This window comes from Hydrogenophaga sp. SNF1, from assembly GCF_034421675.1.
In the GTDB taxonomy this organism is placed as follows: Bacteria; Pseudomonadota; Gammaproteobacteria; order Burkholderiales; family Burkholderiaceae_C; genus Hydrogenophaga; species Hydrogenophaga borbori.
Genome location: NZ_CP139793.1, coordinates 2,762,404 through 2,782,856, shown reverse-complemented (window position 1 = coordinate 2,782,856; position 20,453 = coordinate 2,762,404). Strand labels below are relative to the sequence as shown.

17 protein-coding genes and 1 pseudogene are annotated in these 20,453 nt (G+C 70.3%); 5 read left to right on the top strand and 13 right to left on the bottom strand.

From position 1 onward, the window contains the following. Positions 1 to 2: 2 nt before the first annotated feature. Together SOM08_RS13275 and SOM08_RS13270 are read right to left on the bottom strand one after the other, a co-directional pair. The gene (locus SOM08_RS13275) at positions 3 to 614 is read right to left on the bottom strand and encodes an isochorismatase family protein (RefSeq protein ID WP_116957109.1); all 612 of its coding nucleotides are present in this window, start codon (positions 612 to 614) and stop codon (positions 3 to 5) included. A 17-nt stretch (positions 615 to 631) separates the two neighbouring features. Further along, on the bottom strand, positions 632 to 1,360 hold the full coding sequence (locus SOM08_RS13270) for a TetR/AcrR family transcriptional regulator (RefSeq protein ID WP_322469079.1): 729 nt from the start codon (positions 1,358 to 1,360) through the stop codon (positions 632 to 634). 137 nt (positions 1,361 to 1,497) lie between these two features. Between SOM08_RS13270 and SOM08_RS13265 the strand changes: the two genes are divergently transcribed. Both SOM08_RS13265 and SOM08_RS13260 read left to right on the top strand, forming a co-directional pair. Further along, the gene (locus tag SOM08_RS13265) at positions 1,498 to 3,105 is read left to right on the top strand and encodes a 4-hydroxyphenylacetate 3-hydroxylase family protein (protein ID WP_116957108.1); all 1,608 of its coding nucleotides are present in this window, start codon (positions 1,498 to 1,500) and stop codon (positions 3,103 to 3,105) included. 145 nt (positions 3,106 to 3,250) lie between these two features. Further along, on the top strand, positions 3,251 to 3,727 hold the full coding sequence (locus SOM08_RS13260; protein WP_322469078.1) for a C40 family peptidase: 477 nt from the start codon (positions 3,251 to 3,253) through the stop codon (positions 3,725 to 3,727). Between the two features lie 49 nt (positions 3,728 to 3,776). Here the strand turns inward: SOM08_RS13260 and SOM08_RS13255 are convergent, their stop codons facing one another. The 7 genes and pseudogenes from SOM08_RS13255 to aceE all read right to left on the bottom strand — a co-directional run bounded on the left by SOM08_RS13255 (position 3,777) and on the right by aceE (position 13,302). Then, positions 3,777 to 4,499 (bottom strand): 2OG-Fe(II) oxygenase, encoded by a 723-nt coding sequence (locus SOM08_RS13255; protein WP_322469077.1) that lies wholly within the window; start codon positions 4,497 to 4,499, stop codon positions 3,777 to 3,779. Then, positions 4,496 to 5,566 (bottom strand): bifunctional DNA-binding transcriptional regulator/O6-methylguanine-DNA methyltransferase Ada, encoded by a 1,071-nt coding sequence (gene ada / locus SOM08_RS13250; RefSeq protein ID WP_322469076.1) that lies wholly within the window; start codon positions 5,564 to 5,566, stop codon positions 4,496 to 4,498. The genes SOM08_RS13255 and ada overlap by 4 nt, the downstream gene beginning before the upstream one ends. Before the next feature lie 2 nt (positions 5,567 to 5,568). Further along, a pseudogene (gene alkB, locus SOM08_RS13245) lies at positions 5,569 to 6,194 on the bottom strand (DNA oxidative demethylase AlkB). Between the two features lie 11 nt (positions 6,195 to 6,205). After that, positions 6,206 to 6,919 (bottom strand): 2OG-Fe(II) oxygenase, encoded by a 714-nt coding sequence (locus tag SOM08_RS13240; RefSeq protein ID WP_322469075.1) that lies wholly within the window; start codon positions 6,917 to 6,919, stop codon positions 6,206 to 6,208. A gap of 124 nt (positions 6,920 to 7,043) precedes the next feature. Then, complete coding sequence (gene lpdA / locus SOM08_RS13235; RefSeq protein WP_322469074.1) at positions 7,044 to 8,882, bottom strand: dihydrolipoyl dehydrogenase; 1,839 nt, start codon at positions 8,880 to 8,882, stop codon at positions 7,044 to 7,046. Positions 8,883 to 8,892: 10 nt separating this feature from the next. Further along, positions 8,893 to 10,563: a dihydrolipoyllysine-residue acetyltransferase gene (aceF, locus tag SOM08_RS13230; RefSeq protein WP_322469073.1), complete on the bottom strand. Its 1,671-nt coding sequence runs from the start codon at positions 10,561 to 10,563 to the stop codon at positions 8,893 to 8,895. A gap of 15 nt (positions 10,564 to 10,578) precedes the next feature. Then, a complete protein-coding gene (gene aceE / locus SOM08_RS13225) occupies positions 10,579 to 13,302 on the bottom strand; it encodes a pyruvate dehydrogenase (acetyl-transferring), homodimeric type (RefSeq protein ID WP_116957101.1) in 2,724 nt (907 codons plus the stop codon). 169 nt (positions 13,303 to 13,471) lie between these two features. Between aceE and SOM08_RS13220 the strand changes: the two genes are divergently transcribed. From SOM08_RS13220 to folD, 3 genes are all read left to right on the top strand, one after another. Next, positions 13,472 to 16,009: a PAS domain-containing sensor histidine kinase gene (locus SOM08_RS13220; protein WP_116957100.1), complete on the top strand. Its 2,538-nt coding sequence runs from the start codon at positions 13,472 to 13,474 to the stop codon at positions 16,007 to 16,009. After that, positions 16,006 to 16,632: a response regulator transcription factor gene (locus SOM08_RS13215; protein WP_070400015.1), complete on the top strand. Its 627-nt coding sequence runs from the start codon at positions 16,006 to 16,008 to the stop codon at positions 16,630 to 16,632. Before SOM08_RS13220 ends, SOM08_RS13215 begins: the two co-directional genes overlap by 4 nt. 73 nt (positions 16,633 to 16,705) lie before the next feature. After that, positions 16,706 to 17,569, top strand: coding sequence for a bifunctional methylenetetrahydrofolate dehydrogenase/methenyltetrahydrofolate cyclohydrolase FolD (gene folD, locus SOM08_RS13210; RefSeq protein ID WP_116957099.1), 864 nt, complete (start codon positions 16,706 to 16,708; stop codon positions 17,567 to 17,569). Here folD and SOM08_RS13205 read toward each other — a convergent pair. The 4 genes from SOM08_RS13205 to SOM08_RS13190 form a co-directional block, all read right to left on the bottom strand. Further along, a complete protein-coding gene (locus SOM08_RS13205; RefSeq protein WP_116957098.1) occupies positions 17,557 to 17,997 on the bottom strand; it encodes a DUF4149 domain-containing protein in 441 nt (146 codons plus the stop codon). The genes folD and SOM08_RS13205 overlap by 13 nt on opposite strands. Positions 17,998 to 18,008: 11 nt before the next feature. Beyond that, complete coding sequence (gene greA / locus SOM08_RS13200) at positions 18,009 to 18,485, bottom strand: transcription elongation factor GreA (RefSeq protein WP_116957097.1); 477 nt, start codon at positions 18,483 to 18,485, stop codon at positions 18,009 to 18,011. 84 nt (positions 18,486 to 18,569) lie between these two features. Then, positions 18,570 to 19,298, bottom strand: coding sequence for an alpha/beta hydrolase (locus SOM08_RS13195; protein WP_116957096.1), 729 nt, complete (start codon positions 19,296 to 19,298; stop codon positions 18,570 to 18,572). Between the two features lie 126 nt (positions 19,299 to 19,424). Then, entirely contained in the window at positions 19,425 to 20,399 is a 975-nt protein-coding gene (locus SOM08_RS13190; RefSeq protein WP_116957095.1) for a helix-turn-helix domain-containing protein, read from the bottom strand. Between the last annotated feature and the right edge of the window lie 54 nt (positions 20,400 to 20,453).

The following is a 20,453-nucleotide window of genomic DNA, read 5'->3' as shown; positions in this document are numbered from 1 at the left end:
CTTTACTTGATCAGCCCCTGCACCGCCTTGAAGTCGGGGTGCTCGGCCGTGCGCAGCCACTCGAAGGCCACCATCTCGGTGGTCAGCAGCTCGGCGCCGGCGCCGGCCAGGCGGTCGAAGGCGGCGTCGCGGTTGCGCTCGGTGCGCGAGCCGCAGGCGTCCGTCACCACCCAGACCTCGAACTCCTGCTCCAGCAGCTCCAGCGCGGTCTGCATGAGGCAGACGTGGGCCTCGCAACCGGCGATGACGATGCTGGGCCGCTCGGCCTCGCGCGGCGCCTGGGCGCGTTCCTTCTGCAGGTGCTTGGGCAGGCTGCGCACGTTGCCGCCCTGCGGGCGCGCGGGCGGGCGCAGCCAGTCGGCCAGGCCGTCGGCCACGGCGCTGAAGTGCATCTTGGCCAGGGTGCGACGGCACAGGGCGCGCAGTTCGGGCGGGTTGGGGCCCAGCTTGTCGGGGTTCTGCTCGGTGCCCCAGGCGGGCACGTCCAGGGCCTGGGCCATCTGCGCCAGGCGCAGGGCGTTGGCCAGCACCAGCGGGCCTTCGTGGATGGCGGGCATGAGGCGGGACTGGTAGTCCACCAGCACCAGTTGGGAGTCGTCGGCGTCGAGCAGCATGGCGAGCGGGAAAAGGGTCAATCGGCGAACAGATCGCGCTGCGGCAGGGTGCGGCCGGGCGCGGCGGGGTCGAAGCGCTCGACCAGGCGGTCCACGTACTGCGCGAACAGCGCCTCCGCGGCCTGGCCGAACAGCCGGATGCGGCCGGTGTGCTTGAGCAGCAGCAGCCCCATGCCGTGGGCGAACAGGGCGGCATTCTCGCGCGCCGCGGCGTCGGGCGGCAGGCCCAGGTCCTCCAGCGCCTGTTCGCAGGGGCGCAGGGCCTCCAGCAGCCGATCGTTGAGCGCGCGGTCCAGCTCGTGCGTCAGGCCATGCGGGGCCAGGCCATTGACCAGGTAGAAGCCCAGGTCCAGGTCGCGCGGGTGGCTGGCGTAGAAGCCGAACCAGGCCTGGGCCTTGGCCGCCAGGGCCTGGCCCGGCTGGCCCTTGGGCGCGCGCGCGGCCTGCACCTCGGCCAGCAAGCGGTCCAGCGACTCGGCCAGGAGCGCGCCGTAGATCGCCTCTTTGCTGTCGAAGTAGCTGTAGAGCGCCCCGGCGGTGTAGCCCGCCTCGCGCGCGATCTCGCGGATGCTGGCGCCCTCCACGCCCTTGTCGGCGAAGACGCGGCGCGCCGCGTCCAGCACATGGGCCCGCCGCGTGTCCGACATGGCCAGCTGCCGCTGCTGGCGCAGTTCCAGCTGGCGCTGGGCCTCGGCCTGGTCGGCCGCGCTGGGCAGGGGACGAAGCTCATCGAGGTGCACGTTCATGGCGCGCAGTGTAGCGAGGGAGTCGAACTCAGTTTTATTTCATGAACTCTTGTCAAAGAATTGAACACTGTTTAATCTTTTGAGTGCCGCCATCAAAATTCAACGGCAAAGCCGGCCCACACACAGGAGACAAACGCATGAACACCATGGCCCCCCCGCCAGCGCTGATGACCGGCGCCGACTACCGCGAGTCGCTGCGGCGCTACCGTCCCCGGGTGAGCGTGGACGGGCGCTGGGTGGACAGCGTGGCCGACGACCCGGCGCTGCGGCCCGGCATCAACGCCGTGGCCCTGACCTACGACTTCGCCCACCAGCCGAAGTACGCGCCGCTGATGACGGCCACGCAGCACACCAGCGGGCGCACGGTGAACCGCATGACCCATCTGTCCACCAGCGCGGGCGACCTGCTGAACAAGCTGGAGGCGGTGCGGCTGATCTGCCAGGAAACCGGTTGCGCCCAGCGCTATCTCACCCACGACGCGCTGCACGCCATCGCCCAGCTCAGCGCCCGGCTGGACGACGCCAGCGGCGGGCGTGAACGCGGCGATCGCTTCCTGGCCTACCTGCACCGCGTGCAGGACCAGGACCTGACCCTGGGCGTGGCCATGACCGACGCCAAGGGCGACCGCAGCCGCCGTCCGCACCAGCAAGCCAACCCCGACACCTACGTGCACATCGTCGAGCGCAACGCCAGGGGCATCGTCATCAGCGGCACCAAGGCCATCGTCACGGGCGCGCCCTACATGCACGAGCTGCTGGTCATGCCCTGCCGCAACATGGGCGAGGCCGACGCCGACTTCGCCGTCTGCTGCGCCGTGCCGGTGGACGCCGAAGGCCTGACCATCGTGGCCCGGCCCGCGGGCCGCCCCGGCGAACGGCTGGAGCACGGCGACGCCCTCTTCTCGCGCCGCTTCGGCCAGAGCACCGGCGTGTGCCTGTTCGACCGCGTCTTCGTGCCCTGGGAGCGCGTATTCCTGGCCGGCGAGTGGGACCACTCGGGCCACCTCACCTACAGCTACGCCACCCACCACCGACAGACCTGCATCGCCGCCCGCGCGGGCTTCGGCGACCTGCTGATCGGCGCCGGCGCGCTGATGTGCGAGGCCAACGGCTTCGACCCCGGCGCCGAAAGCCACCTGCGCGAACAGATGGTGGAGCTGATCACCATCGTGGAAGGCTTCTACGCCTGCGGCGTGGCGGCCAGCGTCTACGGACGGCGCGACGAACACGCCGAGGTCTTCATGCCCGACCCGGTGTTCGCCAACATCGGCAAGCTGCTGCTGGCCACCAAGATCTACGACATGCACCGCCTCGCGCACACGGTGAGCGGCGGCCTCATCGTCACCCTGCCCGGCCCCGACGAGGACCACAACCCCGAGACGGCGGGCCGGCTGTCCGACGTGCTGCGCGCCAGCCCGGACGTGCCCTACGAGCAGCGCATCCAGGCCGCGCGCTTCATCGAAGACCTCACCGCCGGCTACCAGGGCGGCTGGTACAGCGTCATCAGCCTGCACGGCGGCGGCTCGCCGGCCGCCATGAAGCAGGAAATCTGGCGCCACTACCCGGTGGGCGACAAGGTCGACCTGGTGGAACGCCTGCTCGAGCGCGGCCTGAGCGCCGATCCGGCGCGCGCCATCACGCGCAACCGCCAGCCCGGCCGCTGCTGCGACAGCGGCTGCACCCAGCCCGGCCAGCCCATGATGGTGAGCTTGCCAACGAATACCAAAGCAACAAAATCGGCCTGAATCAAGCAGTTACAAGGCTTTTTTCAGTTGACGGGAGAGGTGGCAGCCACTACCCTCCACGCCCATGCGCCGCTGGCTCCCCCTCCTCCTTCTTGGCTGTTCGGCCGTGGCACAGGCCACGCCGCCCAGCGGGAGCTGGGAAAACATGGAGTCCATGCTCGCCGAAAAGGGCTTCATCAGCCGCCTGGGCGAGCAGGTCCAGCAGGCCGGCGCCACCGCCAGCCAACAGGCCTCCAGCCTGGTGATCAACGCCCTGGCCTTCCTGGGCGTGCCCTACCGCTACGGCGGCAACTCCTTCGACACCGGCTTCGACTGCAGCGGCTTCGTGCGCGCCGTGTACGAGCAGTCCATGGGCAAGCTGCTGCCGCGCCGCTCCGACGAGCAGGCCGCCGCCACCCAGCCCATCGAGCGCAGCGAGCTGCAACCCGGCGACCTGGTGTTCTTCAACACCCTGCGCCGCTCCTTCAGCCACGTGGGCATCTACATCGGCGACGGCAAGTTCGTGCACTCGCCGCGCGCCGGCGCCCAGGTGCGGGTGGAGGACATGCGCGTGGCCTACTGGAACAAGCGCTTCAATGGCGCGCGCCGCGTGCCCGAAGGGGCCGCCCCCCGCCAGCCCTGAGGCCGGCGGGGCCACGGTGCACTGAGGCGCGCATCGCCGCCCCGTGGCCTCAGGGGGCGGCGGGGAAGTCCAGCGCCAGGCCAATGCGCTCGCCCCGGCGCACGCGGCCGATGGCGTGCCGCATCCGCACCCGGTAGTGGCCCCGGCTGCCCTGGAACGGGCGCTGGTCCGTGGCGATGATGGCCGCGTCGCCCAAGCGCAGCGGCAGCACCAGCGGGCGCGACTGCATGCGCGGGCGCTGCTCGGTCATCACGAAGTCGCCGCCCTCGAAGTCCTGGCCGGGCTGCGACAGCAGCACGACGAGCCGCAGCGGCAACCCGGCGTCGCCTGCCGGGCCCGGGTGCAGCAGCACTTCGTCGCCGGCCCCGAGCCGGCTGAGACAGCACGGCCACCGCGCCGGCCCCGCCCGCCGCGGGCCCAACAGACGGTCGTCCGGCGCCGCCGGGTAGCGGCCATCGAGGCCCAGGGCCTCGTTCCACCGGTTGGCGATGCCCGCCAGGGGCTGGTAGAGCGCGGCGCGCCAGGCCCCCAGCGGCGCCGGCAGGGGCCCGTCCATGCCCAGTGCCTCGCCGCGCCCCAGGCCGAGGGCGGCCAGCGGCACGCGGGCGGTGGCCGCGGCGGCGAGCCGCTGCGCCAGGGCGCGCGCCGCGTCGGCGCCCAGCCAGCCGGGCAACAGGGCGTGGCCCTCGCTGTCCAGCTGCGCCGCGAGGGCGGCCCAGTCCAGGCGGTCGACGGCCGCGTCGACAGGCGCCGTGGCGCGCGGCCCGGTCACGCCTGGGCCTCGCGGCGCAGCAGCTCGCGTTTGCGGTCCACGCCCCAGCGGTAGCCGGCCAGGTCGCCATCGCGCCGCACCACGCGGTGGCAGGGACTGGCCACGGCCAGGCGGTTCGCGCCGCAGGCCTGCGCCACGGCGCGCACCGCCCGGGGCGAGCCGATGCGCTCGGCGATCTCGGTGTAGCTCGCGGTCGTGCCCGGCGGGATCTCGCGCAGGGCGCGCCAGACGCGCTCCTGAAAGGCCGTGCCCCGCACGTCCAGCGGCAGCCGCAGACCGATCGCGGGCGCTTCGATGAAGCCCACGACCTCGGCGATCCAGCGCTCGAACGCGGCGTCGCCGCCGATGAGCCGGGCCCGGGGGAACTGGTCCTGCAGCTCGCGCACCAGTGCCTCCGGGTCGTCGCCCAGCAGGATGGCGCAGACGCCGCGCTGGCTCTGGGCCACCAGGATGGCGCCCAGCGAGCACTGCCCCACCGCGAAACGGATCTGCGCCCCGGCGCCGCCGGCCCGGTAGTCGCGCGCCCGCATGCCCAGCAACTGGTCGGCGGCCTCGTAGAAGCGGCTGTTGGAGTTGAAGCCCGCGCCGTAGATGGCGTCGGTGATGGACGCCTGGGGCGCGGCCAGTTCCTCGCGCAGCCGGCGGGCGCGGTAGGCCGAGCCATAGGCCTTGGGCGTCAAGCCCGTCTCCGCCTTGAACAGGCGGTGGAAGTGAAAGGGGCTCATGCCGAGCTCGGCCGCCAGGCCGTCCAGCGAGGGCGGCGTCTGCGCGGCCTCGATGAGCCGGCAGGCGCGCGCCACCCGCTCGGCCCGCGCGGCCGCCGCGCGGGTCTGGTCGCCCTGGGCGCGGCGGCTGGGTCGGTAGCCCGCCGCCTCGGCGGCGTCGGCCGAATCGAAGAAGGCCACGTTCTCGCGCCGGGGCCGCCGCGCCGCCGAGCTGGGCGGGCCGTACACGCCGGTGGTGCGCACGGCATAGACGAAGTGCCCATCGGCGGCGGCCTCGCGGGCCTGCACCGCGGCCCAGCGCTCGTCCTCGGTGCGGTAGGCGACGGTGATGCTGGCGTTCATGTTCATCCTGCCCGGCGGAAAGTGAGGTTGATGCGCTGCGGGCCCAGCACGGCGTGGGCCCCATCCTTGAGCGGTGACACGCCGTGGAAGCGCAGCCGATCGGGGCCGCCCCACACCACCACGTCCCCGTGGCGCAGCGGCAGCTTGAGCGTCGGGTCGGTGCGCGCCTGGCCGCCCCACAGAAACGTGGCCGGCAGGCCCAGCGAGACCGACACGATGGGCGCCGAATGGTCGCGCTCATCGCGGTCCTGGTGCAGCGACAGCCGCGCGCCGGGCGCGTAGCGGTTGACCAGGCAGGCGTCGGGCGCGAAGCCCTCGAAGCCCACCGCGGCCGCCGCTTCGTTCGCCAGGCCGGCGGCATGGCCGGCCAGGGCGTGCCGCGCTCGGGATCGATGGCGCTGTACCGGTAACCCCGGCGGTCGCTGGTCCAGCCCAGCTCGCCGGCATTCGTCATCGCCACCGACATGGTGAAACCGCCTGGCGTCACCAGGTGACGGAACGGCGACACCGCCTCGATGGCCGCGATGGCGGCCAGCAGCTGCGGCACGCACGGCAGCGCGAAGCCGTGCAGCAGCCAGGCGCCGGGCCCCAGGCGCTGCTGGCGCTCGCCCGGCTCGAACAGATCCATCGTTTCCATGCTCAGCCCGCGTCGTGGAAGATGAGGCCCACCGTGTGCCGCAGGCCCGCGTGGACGCGGCCGACGCCGTGCCGCATGGCCAGCCGGCGCACGCCGCGCCGGCCCGAGGCCGGCCGCTGATGGACGGTGAACACCACCGCGTCGCCCTGGTCCAGCGGGACAACCTCCGCGCGCTGGCCCTCGCCCGATCGCTCGGTCATGACGAATTCGCCGCCCTCGAAGTCCCGACCGGGCCGCGACAGCAGGATGGCCACCTGCAGCGGGAAGACCAGCTCGCCATACAGGTCCTGGTGCAGGCAGTTGTGGTCGCCCTCGCCGTACCGCAGGATCAGCGGCGTCGGCCGCGTCTGGCCGGCCGCGTGGCAGCGCCGCAGAAAGCTGTCCAGCCTGTCCGGGTAGCGCGTGGCCAGGCTCAGTTGGTGGCTCCAGCGGTTGGCGATGGGCGCCAGCCGGGGATACAGGGCGTGGCGCAGCTCCTGCAACAGGGGCGGCAGCGGGTAGGCGAAGTACTTGTACTCGCCGCGCCCGAAGCCGTGCCGCGCCATGACCACCCGCGAGCGGAAGCCCTCCTGGCGCGGGTAAAGCGCCGCGAGGGCCTCGCACTGCGCCGCCGTCAGCAGGCCGGGCAGCACGGCGTGGCCATGGGCGTCGAGCGACGCTTCGATGCCCACCCAGTCGTGGGGCGCGGCGGGGTCCTCAAGGGCGGCGCTTGGCATGGGTCCAGTGTAGGAAGCCCCGCCGGCCAGGACACTCCGCTCCTTGCGCTTGAATTGCCTCCGCCCCAAAAAAAAGCCCCCGGCGGTTCAGCGGCCGGGGGCTTTTTGTTCGCAGCGGGCCGGCTCAGCGCCGCGGCGGGGGCACGTCCGTGCAGCTGCCGTGCGCCACCTCGGCCGCCAGGCCGATGCTCTCGCCCAGCGTGGGGTGTGGATGGATGGTCTTGCCGATGTCCACCGCGTCGGCGCCCATCTCGATGGCCAGTGCGATCTCGCCGATCATGTCGCCCGCGTGCGTGCCCACGATGCCACCGCCCAGGATGCGTCCGTGGCCGTGCGCCTCGGGCGAATCGTCGAACAGCAGCTTGGTGAAACCTTCGTCGCGGCCGTTGGCGATGGCGCGGCCCGAGGCGGTCCAGGGGAACAGGCCCTTCTTCACCTTGATGCCCTGCGCCTTGGCCTGGTCCTCGGTGAGGCCCACCCAGGCCACCTCGGGGTCGGTGTAGGCCACGCTGGGGATGACGCGCGCATTGAAGGCGGCAGCGGCCAGGTCGGCCTTGCCCTGCAGCTCGCCCGCGATCACCTCGGCCGCCACATGGCCCTCGTGCACCGCCTTGTGCGCCAGCATGGGCTGGCCCACGATGTCGCCGATGGCGAAGATGTGCGGCACGTTGGTGCGCATCTGGATGTCGACGTCGATGAAGCCGCGCTCGGTGACGGCCACGCCCGCCGCGTCGGCGCCGATCTTCTTGCCATTGGGGCTGCGGCCCACGGCCTGCAGCACCAGGTCGTAGGTCTGCGGCGCGGGCGCGTTCTCGCCCTCGAAGCTCACCTCGATGCCCGCCGGCGTGGCCTTGGCCGCCACCGTCTTGGTCTTCAACATGATGTTGTCGAAGCGCGGCGCGTTCATCTTCTTCCAGACCTTCACCAGGTCGCGGTCGGCGCCCTGCATCAGGCCGTCGAGCATCTCCACCACGTCCAGGCGCGCACCCAGGGTGCTGTAGACCGTGCCCATCTCCAGGCCGATGATGCCGCCGCCCAGGATCAGCATGCGCTTGGGCACGCCGGCCAGGGCCAGCGCGCCGGTGCTGTCGACCACGCGCGGGTCCTCGGGCATGAAGGGCAGGCGCACGGCCTGGGAGCCGGCCGCGATGATGGCTTTCTGGAAGGCCACCACCTGCTTCTTGCCGGTCTTGTCCTGGCCCGCGCCCTCGGTGAGTTCCACGCCCAGGTGATGGGGGCCGACGAAGCTGCCATAACCGCGCAGCACGGTGACCTTGCGCATCTTGGCCATGGACGACAGACCACCGGTGAGCTTGCCGATCACCTTGTCTTTGTGGCCGCGCAGCTTCTCGATGTTGACCACGGGGCGGCCGTACTCGATGCCATAGCCGGCCAAGTGGTTCACCTCGTCCATGACCGCAGCCACGTGCAGCAGCGCCTTGGACGGGATGCAACCCACGTTCAGGCAGACACCGCCCAGCGTGGCGTAGCGCTCCACCAGCACCACCTTCAGGCCGAGGTCGGCCGCGCGGAAGGCGGCCGAGTAGCCACCGGGGCCGCCGCCCAGCACGACGACGTCGCACTCCAGGTCGGCGGCACCGGCGCAGGCCGGGGCGGCGGGCGTGGCCGCGCGCGGGGCCGGCGCGGGGCCGGCCGCGGCGGGCGCCGCGGGCGCCGCGGGCGCGGGTGCCGGCGACACCGAGGGCGCCGGCGCGCTGGCCGCGCCCTCGCCATCGATCACCGCGAGCAGGTCGCCGACGTTGAGCTTGTCGCCGATCTTGACCTTGAGCTCCTTGAGCACGCCGGCCGCCGAGGACGGGATCTCCATCGAGGCCTTGTCGCTCTCCACGGTGATGAGCGATTGCTCGAGCTTGATGGTGTCGCCGGGTTTCACCAGCACCTCGATGACCGCGACGTCCTTGAAGTCGCCGATGTCCGGGACCTTGATGTCCATGAGAGGCATGTCGGTCTCCTTACAGCAGCACGCGGCGGAAGTCCGCCAGCACCTGGCCCAGGTACGCGTTGAAACGCGCGGCGGCCGCGCCGTCGATGACGCGGTGGTCGTACGACAGCGACAGCGGCAGCGTCAGGCGCGGCACGAACTGCTGGCCGTCCCACACCGGCTTCATCTGGCTCTTGGACAGGCCGAGGATGGCCACCTCGGGCGCGTTGATGATGGGCGTGAAGTGCGTGCCGCCAATGCCGCCGAGCGAGCTGATGGAGAAACAGCCCCCGGTCATGTCGGCCGGGCCCATCTTGCCGTCGCGCGCCTTCTTGGCCAGATCGCCCATTTCCTGGCTGATCTGCAGGATGCCCTTCTTGTCGGCGTCCCTCAGCACGGGCACCACCAGGCCATTGGGCGTGTCGGCCGCGAAGCCGATGTGGAAGTACTGCTTGTAGACCAGGGTGTCGCCGTCGAGGCTGGCGTTGAACTCGGGGAATTTCTTCAGTGCCGAGACCACCGCCTTGATCACGAAGGCCAGCATGGTGACCTTCACGCCGGACTTCTCGTTCTCCTTGTTGGTGGCCACGCGGAAGGCCTCCAGCTCGGTGATGTCCGCCTCGTCGTTGTTGGTGACGTGCGGGATCATCACCCAGTTGCGGTGCAGGTTGGCGCCGCTGATCTTCTTGATGCGCGAGAGGTCCTTGCGCTCGACCGGGCCGAACTTCGTGAAGTCGACCTTGGGCCAGGGCAGCAGGTCCATGCCCACGCCGCCGCCACCGGCCGGGGCCTTGGCGGCCTGGGCCTGCGTCTGCGCGCTGCCGGCCATCACGGCCTTGGTGAAGTTCTGCACGTCCTCGAGCGTGATGCGGCCTTTGGGGCCGTTGCCCTTGACCTCGGCCAGCGGCACGCCCAGCTCACGCGCGAACTTGCGCACCGAGGGCGAGGCGTGTGGCAGGCCCACAGGCGGCACGGTGGGGTTGTGCGCGGGCGCCTGGGCCGGCGCGGCCGAGGGCGCCGCCGCGGCGGGCGCCGGGCTGGGCGCCTGCGCCGGGGCGGGAGCGGCGGCGGCCGGCGTGGGGGCCGGCGCCTGCGCGGGCGCGCCCGTGGTGGCCGAACCTTCGAGCACCGCGATCAGATCGCCGATGTTGAGCTTGTCGCCCACCTTGACCTTGAGCTCCTTGAGCACGCCGGCCGACGACGATGGAATCTCCATCGAGGCCTTGTCGCTCTCCACGGTGATGAGCGACTGCTCGACCTTGACCGCGTCGCCGGGTTTGACCAGCACCTCGATCACCGCGACGTCCTTGAAGTCGCCGATGTCGGGCACGCGCACCTCGACCGGGCCGGCAGGCGCCGCTGCGGCGGGCGCGGCGGCCGGCGGCTGCGCGGGCGAGGCAGCGGGCGCCGGTGCGGCTGCGACCGGCGCCGGTGCGGCCGCGGCGGGCGCCGGCGCGGCGGCGGCATCGGCCTCCAGCAGCACCACCACCGAGCCCTGCTTCACCTTGTCGCCGAGCTGGACCTTCAGCTCCTTCACCACCCCCGCGTGCGAGGACGGAATCTCCATCGAGGCCTTGTCGCTTTCCACCGTGATGAGCGACTGCTCGGCCTTCACGGCGTCGCCGGGCTTGACCAGCAGCTCGATCACCGCCACTTCGTCGAAATCCCCGATGTCCGGGACCTTCACTTCAATACTTGCCATGTCGGTCTCCGGTGCTCAGGCGTGGAGCGGGTTGATCTTGTCGGCCTTGATGCCGTACTTCTTGATCGCCTCGGCCACCTTGGCCGCCGGCAGCTTGCCCTCGTCGGCCAGCGCCTTCAGCGCGGCCAGCACGATGTAGTGGCGGTTGACCTCGAAGTGCTCGCGCAGCTTGCTGCGGAAGTCGCTGCGGCCGAAGCCGTCGGTGCCCAGCACCTTGTAGGTGCGGTCCTTGGGCACGAAGGGACGGATCTGCTCCGCGTAGTTCTTCATGTAGTCGGTGGAGGCAATCACCGGGCCCGTGGTCTTGGCGAGCTGCTCGGTCACGAAGGCCGTGCGCGGCTTCTCGGTGGGGTGCAGCAGGTTCCAGCGCTCCACGTCCTGGCCGTCGCGCGTCAGCTCGTTGAAGCTCGGGCAGCTCCAGATGCCGGCGGCCACGCCCCAGTCCTTCTCCAGCAGCTCCTGCGCGGCGAACGCCTCGCGCAGGATGGTGCCGCTGCCCAGCAGCTGCACCGTGGGCGCGTCCTTCTTGAGCGCGGGCGCCTGCTTGCACAGGTACATGCCCTTGATGATCTGCTCCTCGGTGCCAGGCTGCAGGCCGGGCATGGGGTAGTTCTCGTTGAGCAGCGTCAGGTAATAGAAGACGTTTTCCTGGCGCTCCACCATGCGCTTGAGACCGTGGTGCATGATCACCGCCACCTCGTGCGCGAAGGTCGGGTCGTAGCTCACGCAGTTGGGAATGGTGCCCGCCATGATGTGGCTGTGGCCATCCTCGTGCTGCAGGCCCTCGCCGTTGAGCGTGGTGCGCCCCGAGGTGCCACCCAGCAGGAAGCCGCGCGCCTGCATGTCGCCCGCCGCCCAGGCCAGGTCGCCGATGCGCTGGAAACCGAACATCGAGTAGTACACGTAGAACGGCACCATGATGCGGTTGTTCGTCGAGTACGAGGTGGCCGCGGCGATCCAGCTGGCCATGCCGCCGGCTTCGTTGATGCCTTCCTGCAGGATCTGGCCGGCCTTGTCTTCCTTGTAGTACATGACCTGGTCTTTGTCGACCGGGGTGTACAGCTGGCCCTTGGGGTTGTAGATGCCGATCTGGCGGAACAGGCCCTCCATGCCGAAGGTGCGCGCCTCGTCCACGAGGATGGGCACCACGCGCGGGCCCAGGGCCTGGTCGCGCAGCAGCTGCGTCAGAAAACGCACATAGGCCTGGGTGGTGCTGATCTCGCGGCCTTCGGCCGTGGGCTCCAGCACCGCCTTGAAGGTCTCCAGCGCCGGCACGGTGAAGCTCTCGCTGCTCTTGGCGCGGCGGTGCGGCAGGTAGCCGCCCAGGGCCTTGCGGCGGTCGTGCAGGTACTTCATCTCCGGCGTGTCATCGGCCGGCTTGTAGAACGGGATCTTGGGCAGCTCGCTGTCCGGGATCGGGATGTTGAAGCGGTCGCGCATGTAGCGGATGTCATCGTCCGACAGCTTCTTGGTCTGGTGGGCGGTGTTCTTGCCCTCGCCGGCCTTGCCCATGCCATAGCCCTTGACCGTCTTGACCAGCAGCACCGTGGGCTGGCCCTCGTGGTGGAAGGCGCGGTGGAAGGCGGCGTACACCTTCTGGGCATCGTGGCCGCCGCGGCGCAGCGCCCAGATGTCGTCGTCGCTCATCTTGGACACCAGCTCCAGCGTGCGCGGGTCGCGGCCGAAGAAGTTCTTGCGCACGAAGGCGCCGTCGTTGGCCTTGAAGGCCTGGTAGTCGCCGTCCAGCGTGTCCATCATGACCTTGCGCAGCGCGCCGTCCTTGTCGCGCGCCAGCAGGGCGTCCCACTCGCTGCCCCACAGCAGCTTGATGACGTTCCAGCCCGAGCCGCGGAACTCGCCTTCCAGCTCCTGGATGATCTTGCCGTTGCCGCGCACCGGGCCGTCCAGGCGCTGCAGGTTGCAGTTGACGACGAAGACCAGGTTGTCGAGCTTTTCGCGCGCCGCCAGGCCGATGGCGCCCAGGCTCTCGGGCTCGTCCATCTCGCCGTCGCCACAGAACACCCAGACCTTGCGCTGGGAGGTGTCGGCGATGCCGCGCGCGTGCAGGTACTTGAGGAAACGCGCCTGGTAGATCGCCATGAGCGGCCCCAGTCCCATGGACACGGTGGGGAACTGCCAGAACCCGGGCATGAGCTTGGGGTGCGGGTAGCTGGACAGGCCCTTGCCGTCCACCTCCTGGCGGAAATTGAGCAGGTGCTCCTCGCTCAGGCGGCCTTCCATGAAGGCGCGGGCGTAGATGCCGGGCGCGCTGTGGCCCTGGATGTAGAGCAGATCGCCGCCGTGCTTGCCGCCGTTGTCGGTGTCGTCGGCGTGCCAGAAGTGGTTGAAGCCGACCGCGAACATGTGCGCGAGCGACTGGAAAGAGCTGATGTGGCCACCCAGGTCGCCACCGTCGGCCGGGTCCAGGCGGTTGGCCTTCACGACCATGGCCATGGCGTTCCAGCGCATGTAGGCGCGCAGCCGGCCTTCAAGCTCCAGGTTGCCCGGGTTGCGGGCCTCTTCACCGGGCTCGATGGTGTTGACGTAGCCCGTGGTGGCCGAGAACGGCATGTTCACACTGTGCTGGCGGGCCTCTTCGAGGAGCTGTTCCAACAGGAAGTGCGCGCGCTCGGGGCCTTCTTTCTCGATGACGGCGGCCAGCGCCTCCATCCATTCCCGCGTCTCCTGGACGTCGTGGTCCACGGCGCCCGCGCCGCTGTTCGTGTCGTTCGCTGACATCGCTGTCTCCTGATGTGTGAAGGCGAGCTTAAGGAGCCCGTTCGGTGAAGTCTCGAATTCTTCCACAGCGGCCCGGGCATTTCAATATGCGCCTATTGATTTCTTTATATGAAATTCAAGACGGGGGCCGGCCATGAAACCATTTCCTCTCACGTAGACTCCTGCGGCCATGTCACATACCCCCCCTGCCACCACCCCGCCGTGGTGGAAACGCTGGTGGCGCCGGCTGCCACCGTCGCGGCAGGACCGCTTCGCCACGCTCGGCCCGCTGCTGGCGGTGCTGCTGTTCCTGGCCGCCATCGTGGTGGCCATCGCCTACCTGCGCTTCGAGGAGATCGACCGCGAGCGCGAGGCCGTCACGCGCGACGTCGAGTACGCCCAGCAGCGCCTGCGGCTGCGGCTGCTGGAACGCCAGGAGCAATTGATGCGCCTGGCCCGCGAGATCGACAACCAGGCGCTGGACACGGAGGAGTTCGCCTTCCAGGCCGAGACCCTGGTGAGCCAGTTTCCCGAGCTGCTGGCCATCACCTGGGTGGACAGCCGCCGCCGCGTCTTGTCGGGCTACACCTCGCCCAGTGCGCCCGTCGCACTCATGCGCAGCGTGGGCAGCTCGCTCTCGCCGTCCGAGACCGACGGCAGCTTCGACCTCGCGCGCGACCTGCGCCAACCGATCTACTCGCGCCCGCTCGCCGACAACGACCCGCGCAGCGCGCGCCTGATGCTGCACGTGCCGCTGTCCGAACAGGGCCGCTTCGCCGGCACGGTGATGGGCGAGTACTCCGTGGACGGCCTGATGCGCTTCGGCATGCCGCCGGAGATCATGGCGCGCTACGCCGTGGCCCTGCTGGACGACAGCGGCACCGTGCTGGCCGGCAGCCTGCAAACGGCCGAGCCGGTGCTGTCCTTCCTGCCCTGGTCCACGCCCTCGCTGGAGCACGAGGTGCCGGTCTCGCCCGTGGGCAACGGCCTGATCCTCAAGGCCCAGGGCTACCGCACCTCGCAGGACATCGTGGGTTCGGGCTTTGTCGGGGTCATCGGCGCGCTGTCGGCGCTCACGGTGTGGATGCTGATCGGCACCTGGCGCCACACGCGCCGGCGCGTGCAGGCCCAGCAGGCCCTGGTGGCCGAGACCAATTTCCGCCGCGCCATGGAGAACTCCATGCTCACCGGCATGCGCGCGCTGGACATGCAGGGCCGCATCACCTACGTCAACCCCGCGTTCTGCTCCATGACGGGCTGGACCGAGGCCGAGCTGGTGGGCCGCACCGCGCCCTTTCCCTATTGGCCCGAGGAGGACCACGAGCTGTTGCACGCGCGACTGGAAGACGAGCTCAACGGCCGCTCCACGCCCGGCGGCTTCGAGGTGCGCGTGCGCCGGCGCAACGGCACGGTGTTCGACGCGCGCATGTACGTCTCGCCGCTGATCGACCCGAAGGGACACCAGACCGGCTGGATGACCTCCATGACCGACATCACCGAGCCCAAGCGCATCCGCGAGGAGCTGTCGGCCTCCTACGAGCGTTTCACCACCGTGCTGGAGTCGCTGGACTCGGCCGTGTCCGTGGCGCCGCTGGGCAGCGAGGAGCTGCTGTTCGCCAACAAGATGTACCGGCTGTGGTTCGGCACGCGCGGCCAGGGCCACCGCCACCTGGTGGACCTGGCGGGCAACCAGCCCCAGCCCAGCATGGACGACGCCGACCCGGTCGATGCCTTCGCCGGCATGCCCACCGGCACGCTCACCGACGCCGGCGTGGAGAACGCCGAGGTCTTCGTGCAGGAACTCGATCGCTGGCTGGAGGTGCGCACGCGCTACCTCACCTGGGTGGACGGGCGCCTGGCGCAGATGGTGATCGCCAGCGACATCACGCCGCGGCGCGCCGCCGAGGAACAGGCCGCGCGCCAGACGGAGCGTGCCCAGACCGCCAGCCGCCTCATCACCATGGGCGAGATGGCCTCCAGCGTGGCGCACGAGCTGAACCAGCCGCTCACCGCCATCAGCAACTATTGCACCGGCATCATTTCGCGCCTGCAGGAGCAGCGCATCTCACCCGAGGAAATGCTGGTGGCGCTGGACAAGACCGCGCGCCAGGCCCAACGCGCGGGCCAGATCATCCAGCGCATCCGCGCCTTCGTGAAACGCAGCGAGCCCAACCCCACGCTGTCGGACGTGGCCCAGATGGTGAACAACGCCATCGAGCTGGCCGACATCGAGCTGCGCCGCCAGCAGGTGCGGCTCACGCCCTACGTGGCCGCGCGCCTGCCGGCGCTGATGGTGGACCCGATCCTGATCGAGCAGGTGCTCATCAACCTGCTCAAGAACGCGGGCGAGTCCATCGTGCAGGCGGGCCGCCCGCTGGGCGAACGCCTGGTCGAACTGCGCGTGGCGCCGCGCCAGCTCGACGGCGAGGGTGTGGTCGAGTTCGAGGTGCGCGACTCGGGCAAAGGCGTGCCCGACGAAATGATCGAGCGCATCTACGAGGCCTTCTACAGCACCAAGAGCGAGGGCATGGGCATCGGCCTCAAGCTGTGCCGCAGCATCGTCGAGTCGCACCACGGCCGGATGCGGATGGAGAACCTCTACAATGGCACCGAGGTGACGGGGTGCTGTTTCAGCTTCTGGATCCCCGTCGCGCCGCGACTTCAACCCCAGGGTTCGTCGGACACTGCCGCCAACGAACCACTGACGGACACCGAGAGAGCGAGATGAGCCTGATCCCCAAAAAGGGCACCGTCTATGTCGTCGATGACGACGAGGCCGTGCGCGATTCCCTCCAGTGGCTGCTCGAGGGCAAGGACTTCCGGGTTCGCTGTTTTGAATCGGCGGAGGCCTTCCTCTCCCGGTACGACGCCCGCGAAGTGGCCTGCCTCATCGCCGACATCCGCATGGGCGGCATGACCGGCATGGAGCTGCAGGACCGCCTGGTCGAGCGCCAGTCCCCCTTGCCCATCGTCTTCATCACCGGCCACGGCGACGTGCCCATGGCGGTCGAATCCATGAAAAAGGGCGCGCTGGACTTCATCCAGAAGCCCTTCAAGGAAGACCAGCTGGTGGCCCTGGTCGAGCGCATGCTGGAACACGCGCGCGAGGCCTTCACCACCCATCAGCAGGCCGCCAGCCGCGACGCCCTGCTCTCCAAGCTCACCGGCCGCGAATCGCAGGTGCTCGAGCGCATCGTCGCCGGCCGCCTGAACAAGCAGATCGCCGACGACCTGGGCATCAGCATCAAGACGGTGGAGGCGCACCGCGCCAACATCATGGAAAAGCTCGGCGCCAACACGGTGGCCGACCTGCTCAAGATCGCCCTGGGCCAGACGCCCGCGAAAGCCTGACCCCACAGCCTCCCACCAACGCCCGCCACCTTGGCGGGCGTTTCGTTTTCCCAGCCTTCACTCTCTTGCAGCCATGACCGCCCAGCTCATCGACGGCAACGCCCTCTCCCGCCAACTCCGCGCCGACGTGGCGCAACGCGTGCAGGCCCTGCGCAACCGCGGCCTCACGCCCGGCCTGGCCGTCATCCTGGTCGGCGACAACCCGGCCTCGCAGGTCTACGTGCGCAACAAGGTCAAGGCCTGCGAGGACACCGGCATGCACTCGGTGCTGGAAACCTGGCCCGCCACGCTGAGCGAGGCCGAGCTGCTGGCGCGCGTGCAGGCGATGAACAACGACCCCACCATCCACGGCATCCTGGTGCAACTGCCGCTGCCCGCGCACATCGACGCGCAGAAGGTGATCGAGGCCATCTCCCCCGCCAAGGACGTGGACGGTTTTCACGTGGCCAGCGCCGGCGCGCTGATGACCGGCCTGCCCGGTTTCTGGCCCTGCACGCCGCATGGCTGCATGAAGATGCTGGAGCACATCGGCTACGAGCTGCGCGGCAAGCACGCGGTGGTGATCGGGCGCAGCAACATCGTGGGCAAGCCCATGGCGCTGATGCTGCTGCAGGCCAACGCCACCGTCACCGTCTGCCACAGCGGCACGAAGGACCTGGCGGCCTTCACGCGCCAGGCCGACGTGGTGGTGGCCGCCGTGGGCAAGCGCAATGTGCTCACGGCCGACATGGTCAAGCCGGGCGCCGTGGTGATCGACGTGGGCATGAACCGCAACGAGGCCGGCAAGCTCTGCGGCGACGTGGACTTCGACGGGGTCAAGGACGTGGCCGGCTGGATCACGCCCGTGCCCGGTGGCGTCGGGCCCATGACCATCACCATGCTGATGGTGAACACGCTCGACTCGGCCGAGCGCCAGGCCGGCGTTCAGGCCGGCTGATCGCCCCCGACGGGCCGGGGCCGGCCCAGGCACCACAGCAGGGCGCCGCTGCACAGCCACTGGCCCAACACCAGCGCGCTGCCCACGCCGTGCCAGAGCTTGAGGTCGCCGCCGCTGGCGCGCGCGCTCACGATCTTCTGCGCCACCCCGTACTCCTGCAGCACGGCCAGGGCCATGGCCACGCAGATCAGGGCCAGCGCGGTGCGGGCCATCGGCGACGGCCCCCCCTGGCGCACCAGGATCAGCAGCACCAGGCCGATGACCAGGCCCGCCTGGCATTGCAACGAGAACAGCTTCGCCGCCACCGGCCCGGCCACAGCCGGGTTGCCCAACGAAGCGAACAGCGTGGGCACGGCCAGAAAGCTCAAGGCCGTGATGCCGCCCCACCAGAGGGCGGCCAGCATCAGCGCGGGGCGTTGCAGGCGCATGGTCCGCGCGCTCAGGCGTAGCGCACGGCCACGATTTCGTAGCGGCGCAAGCCGCCGGGTGCCTGCACCTCGGCGGTGTCGCCCTCTTCCTTGCCGATCAGCGCGCGCGCGATCGGGCTGCCGATGTTGATCAAGCCTTCCTTCAGGTCGGCCTCGTCCTCGCCCACGATCTGGTAAGTGACGGCCGAGCCGCTGTCCTCGTCTTCGAGTTCCACGGTGGCGCCGAACACCACCTTGCCGCCCGCGTTCAGGGCCGAGGGGTCGATGATCTGCGCCGTCGACAGCTTGCCCTCGATCTCGGCGATGCGGCCTTCGATGAAGCCCTGGCGGTCCTTGGCGGCGTCGTACTCGGCGTTCTCGCTCAGGTCGCCCTGGGCGCGCGCCTCGGCGATGGCGTTGATGACCGCGGGGCGGTCGACGGTCTTGAGGCGGTGCAGCTCTTCCTTGAGCTTTTCGGCGCCGCGCTTGGTGATGGGGATGGTGGCCATATCTTTCTCTCCACAAAAGCAAACCGCCGGGCGTTGCCGCTCGGCGGTGTCGTGAAAAGCATTATGCCGCGACCGGCACGGGGGTCAATCCCGCCCGGCCTGCTCGATCTTTTCGGCCAGCAGGACCGGGTTGGTGAAGCACAGCTCGTGGCTGCCGGGCGTGGACACCAGGCGGTACAGGCCCAGCCGTTCCGACAGGCGCGGGTGCCACGGCAGGCTGTGCGGCATGGCGGTGTCGTCGGTGCACAGCAGGTAGCTCTTGCCCATGGGCAGCGCGGCCAGCTGCGTGCCCAGGCGCGCGGGTTCGGTGAAGGTGCGGTAGGGCTGGGGGTTGAGCTGGTCGTAGGTGCTCCGCGCCAGCGCGGCGTCGGCGTCGTTGATGAAGGCCTCGCGCCAAATGGGGAACGGCAGCATCACGGCGTTGTGGTTGGCGGCGGCGATCTGATCGAACAGCGCCTTGTAGTGGGGCGGCACCATGTCGTTCAGGCATTCGCCGTCCAGCGGCACGAAGGCCACCCAGTACACCAGCCGCGCGATGCGCTGCGGCAGCCGCGCCGCGACCTGGCTGATGACCATGCCGCCGTAGCTGTGGCCCACCAGGCGCACGTTGTTCAGGTCGTGCTGCTCAAGGTAGGCGGCGAGCGAGTCGGCGGCTTCGGTGAGGCCGCTGGTGGCGCGGTCGTCGCCGGGGCGATTGCCCGCGAGCGTGGGCGTGTGCACCACATGCCCGCGCTCGCGCAAGGCCTGGGCCACAGGTTGGAAAAGTTCACCGGTGTGCCAGGCACCGTGAACGAGGACATAGGTATCGGCCATGCAGGTCTCCTGAAGGAAGGCGCCCGATCCGCCGAGCGCTGCGCGCAGCGTAGGCGTGGCGCGCTTGACGCGATGGCCTGTGCGCGCCACGCCGATGGCCTGCGCGTGCCACGCGGCATGCGGACTTCAGTGGGCGAGCCGGTCGCGGCGCCAGCGCGCCGGGGTCTGCGCGTGCCGGCGCTGGAACTCGCGCACAAAGTGAGAGGCGTCGGCGTAGCCGCAGCGCCGGCCGATCTCCGCCACGCTCACGCCCGCCAATCGGGGCTGGGCCAGCAGCTCGGCGGCGCGCCGCAGGCGCAGGCCGCGCAGGGTGTCGGCGAACGTGGCGCTGCACGCCGCGAAGGCGCGGTGCAGGGTGCGCAGCGACACGCCCAGCGCCAGCGCCACGTCGCTCGCTTGCAGGCCGGCGGTGTCCAGGCGATCGCGCATCAGCGCCTCGGCGCGCACGGCCAGATCACGGCCCGCATGCGTGGGCGCCACCGCGGGCTCCAGCGCGGCCGACAGCATCGCGCCGAGCTGATCGGCCAGCAGGTGCTCGGGCACCAGCGAGGCCAGCTCGGGCTCGTGCGCGAACTGCAGGCTCCAGGCCGACAGCGCCTGGCCCCAGCCCCGGTCGCGCCAGGCCACGCGCGCCACGGGATGGTCGAGCTGCCGCAGCCATTGCCCCACCCAGGCACGCGGCAACTGGATGGACACCACCTCCACCGCACGGGGGTAGTGCAGCTCGTAGGTGCGCGCCGAATCGACCAGCACCGCATCGCCGGGGCGCAGGCCCACGCGCTGGCCGCCCTGCACCACGTGCCACGGCGTGCGGCGGTGCGTGATCAGGTAGAAGGGCTGCTGCGCGCCGCGCGCGATGGCCGCGCGCGTTCGGTAGACATCTTGCGTGCTGGCCTCGACCTGGTTGAAGGACAAGGCGCCCGAGGCCACGCTCACCAGCCGGCCGTCGAAGTGCCGCGCCTCGCGCGAGCTGCAGTCCATCTCCAGGAAGGCTTCACAGATGGCGCCGACCCAATAGTCGAGCCGCCGCTCGGGCGGCACGGCCTCGGTGCTCCAGCGCCGGGCGCTGGCGCTGGGGGAAACGGGTGCGGCGGCTGGCATGGCCCGCACTGTAGGCCTTTGGCGCGGGCCCGGCCTTGGCGCAAACCCGCAGCG

What these genes read in the sequence shown, in the direction of transcription:
- SOM08_RS13275 (WP_116957109.1), bottom strand. Translation starts at nt 614, where the DNA reads ATGCTGCTCGACGCCGACGACTCCCAACTGGTGCTGGTGGACTACCAG.
- SOM08_RS13270 (WP_322469079.1), bottom strand. Translation starts at nt 1,360, where the DNA reads ATGAACGTGCACCTCGATGAGCTTCGTCCCCTGCCCAGCGCGGCCGAC.
- SOM08_RS13265 (WP_116957108.1), top strand. Translation starts at nt 1,498, where the DNA reads ATGAACACCATGGCCCCCCCGCCAGCGCTGATGACCGGCGCCGACTAC.
- SOM08_RS13260 (WP_322469078.1), top strand. Translation starts at nt 3,251, where the DNA reads ATGGAGTCCATGCTCGCCGAAAAGGGCTTCATCAGCCGCCTGGGCGAG.
- ada (WP_322469076.1), bottom strand. Translation starts at nt 5,566, where the DNA reads ATGAACGCCAGCATCACCGTCGCCTACCGCACCGAGGACGAGCGCTGG.
- SOM08_RS13240 (WP_322469075.1), bottom strand. Translation starts at nt 6,919, where the DNA reads ATGCCAAGCGCCGCCCTTGAGGACCCCGCCGCGCCCCACGACTGGGTG.
- lpdA (WP_322469074.1), bottom strand. Translation starts at nt 8,882, where the DNA reads ATGCCTCTCATGGACATCAAGGTCCCGGACATCGGCGACTTCAAGGAC.
- aceF (WP_322469073.1), bottom strand. Translation starts at nt 10,563, where the DNA reads ATGGCAAGTATTGAAGTGAAGGTCCCGGACATCGGGGATTTCGACGAA.
- aceE (WP_116957101.1), bottom strand. Translation starts at nt 13,302, where the DNA reads ATGTCAGCGAACGACACGAACAGCGGCGCGGGCGCCGTGGACCACGAC.
- SOM08_RS13220 (WP_116957100.1), top strand. Translation starts at nt 13,472, where the DNA reads ATGTCACATACCCCCCCTGCCACCACCCCGCCGTGGTGGAAACGCTGG.
- SOM08_RS13215 (WP_070400015.1), top strand. Translation starts at nt 16,006, where the DNA reads ATGAGCCTGATCCCCAAAAAGGGCACCGTCTATGTCGTCGATGACGAC.
- folD (WP_116957099.1), top strand. Translation starts at nt 16,706, where the DNA reads ATGACCGCCCAGCTCATCGACGGCAACGCCCTCTCCCGCCAACTCCGC.
- SOM08_RS13205 (WP_116957098.1), bottom strand. Translation starts at nt 17,997, where the DNA reads ATGCGCCTGCAACGCCCCGCGCTGATGCTGGCCGCCCTCTGGTGGGGC.
- greA (WP_116957097.1), bottom strand. Translation starts at nt 18,485, where the DNA reads ATGGCCACCATCCCCATCACCAAGCGCGGCGCCGAAAAGCTCAAGGAA.
- SOM08_RS13195 (WP_116957096.1), bottom strand. Translation starts at nt 19,298, where the DNA reads ATGGCCGATACCTATGTCCTCGTTCACGGTGCCTGGCACACCGGTGAA.
- SOM08_RS13190 (WP_116957095.1), bottom strand. Translation starts at nt 20,399, where the DNA reads ATGCCAGCCGCCGCACCCGTTTCCCCCAGCGCCAGCGCCCGGCGCTGG.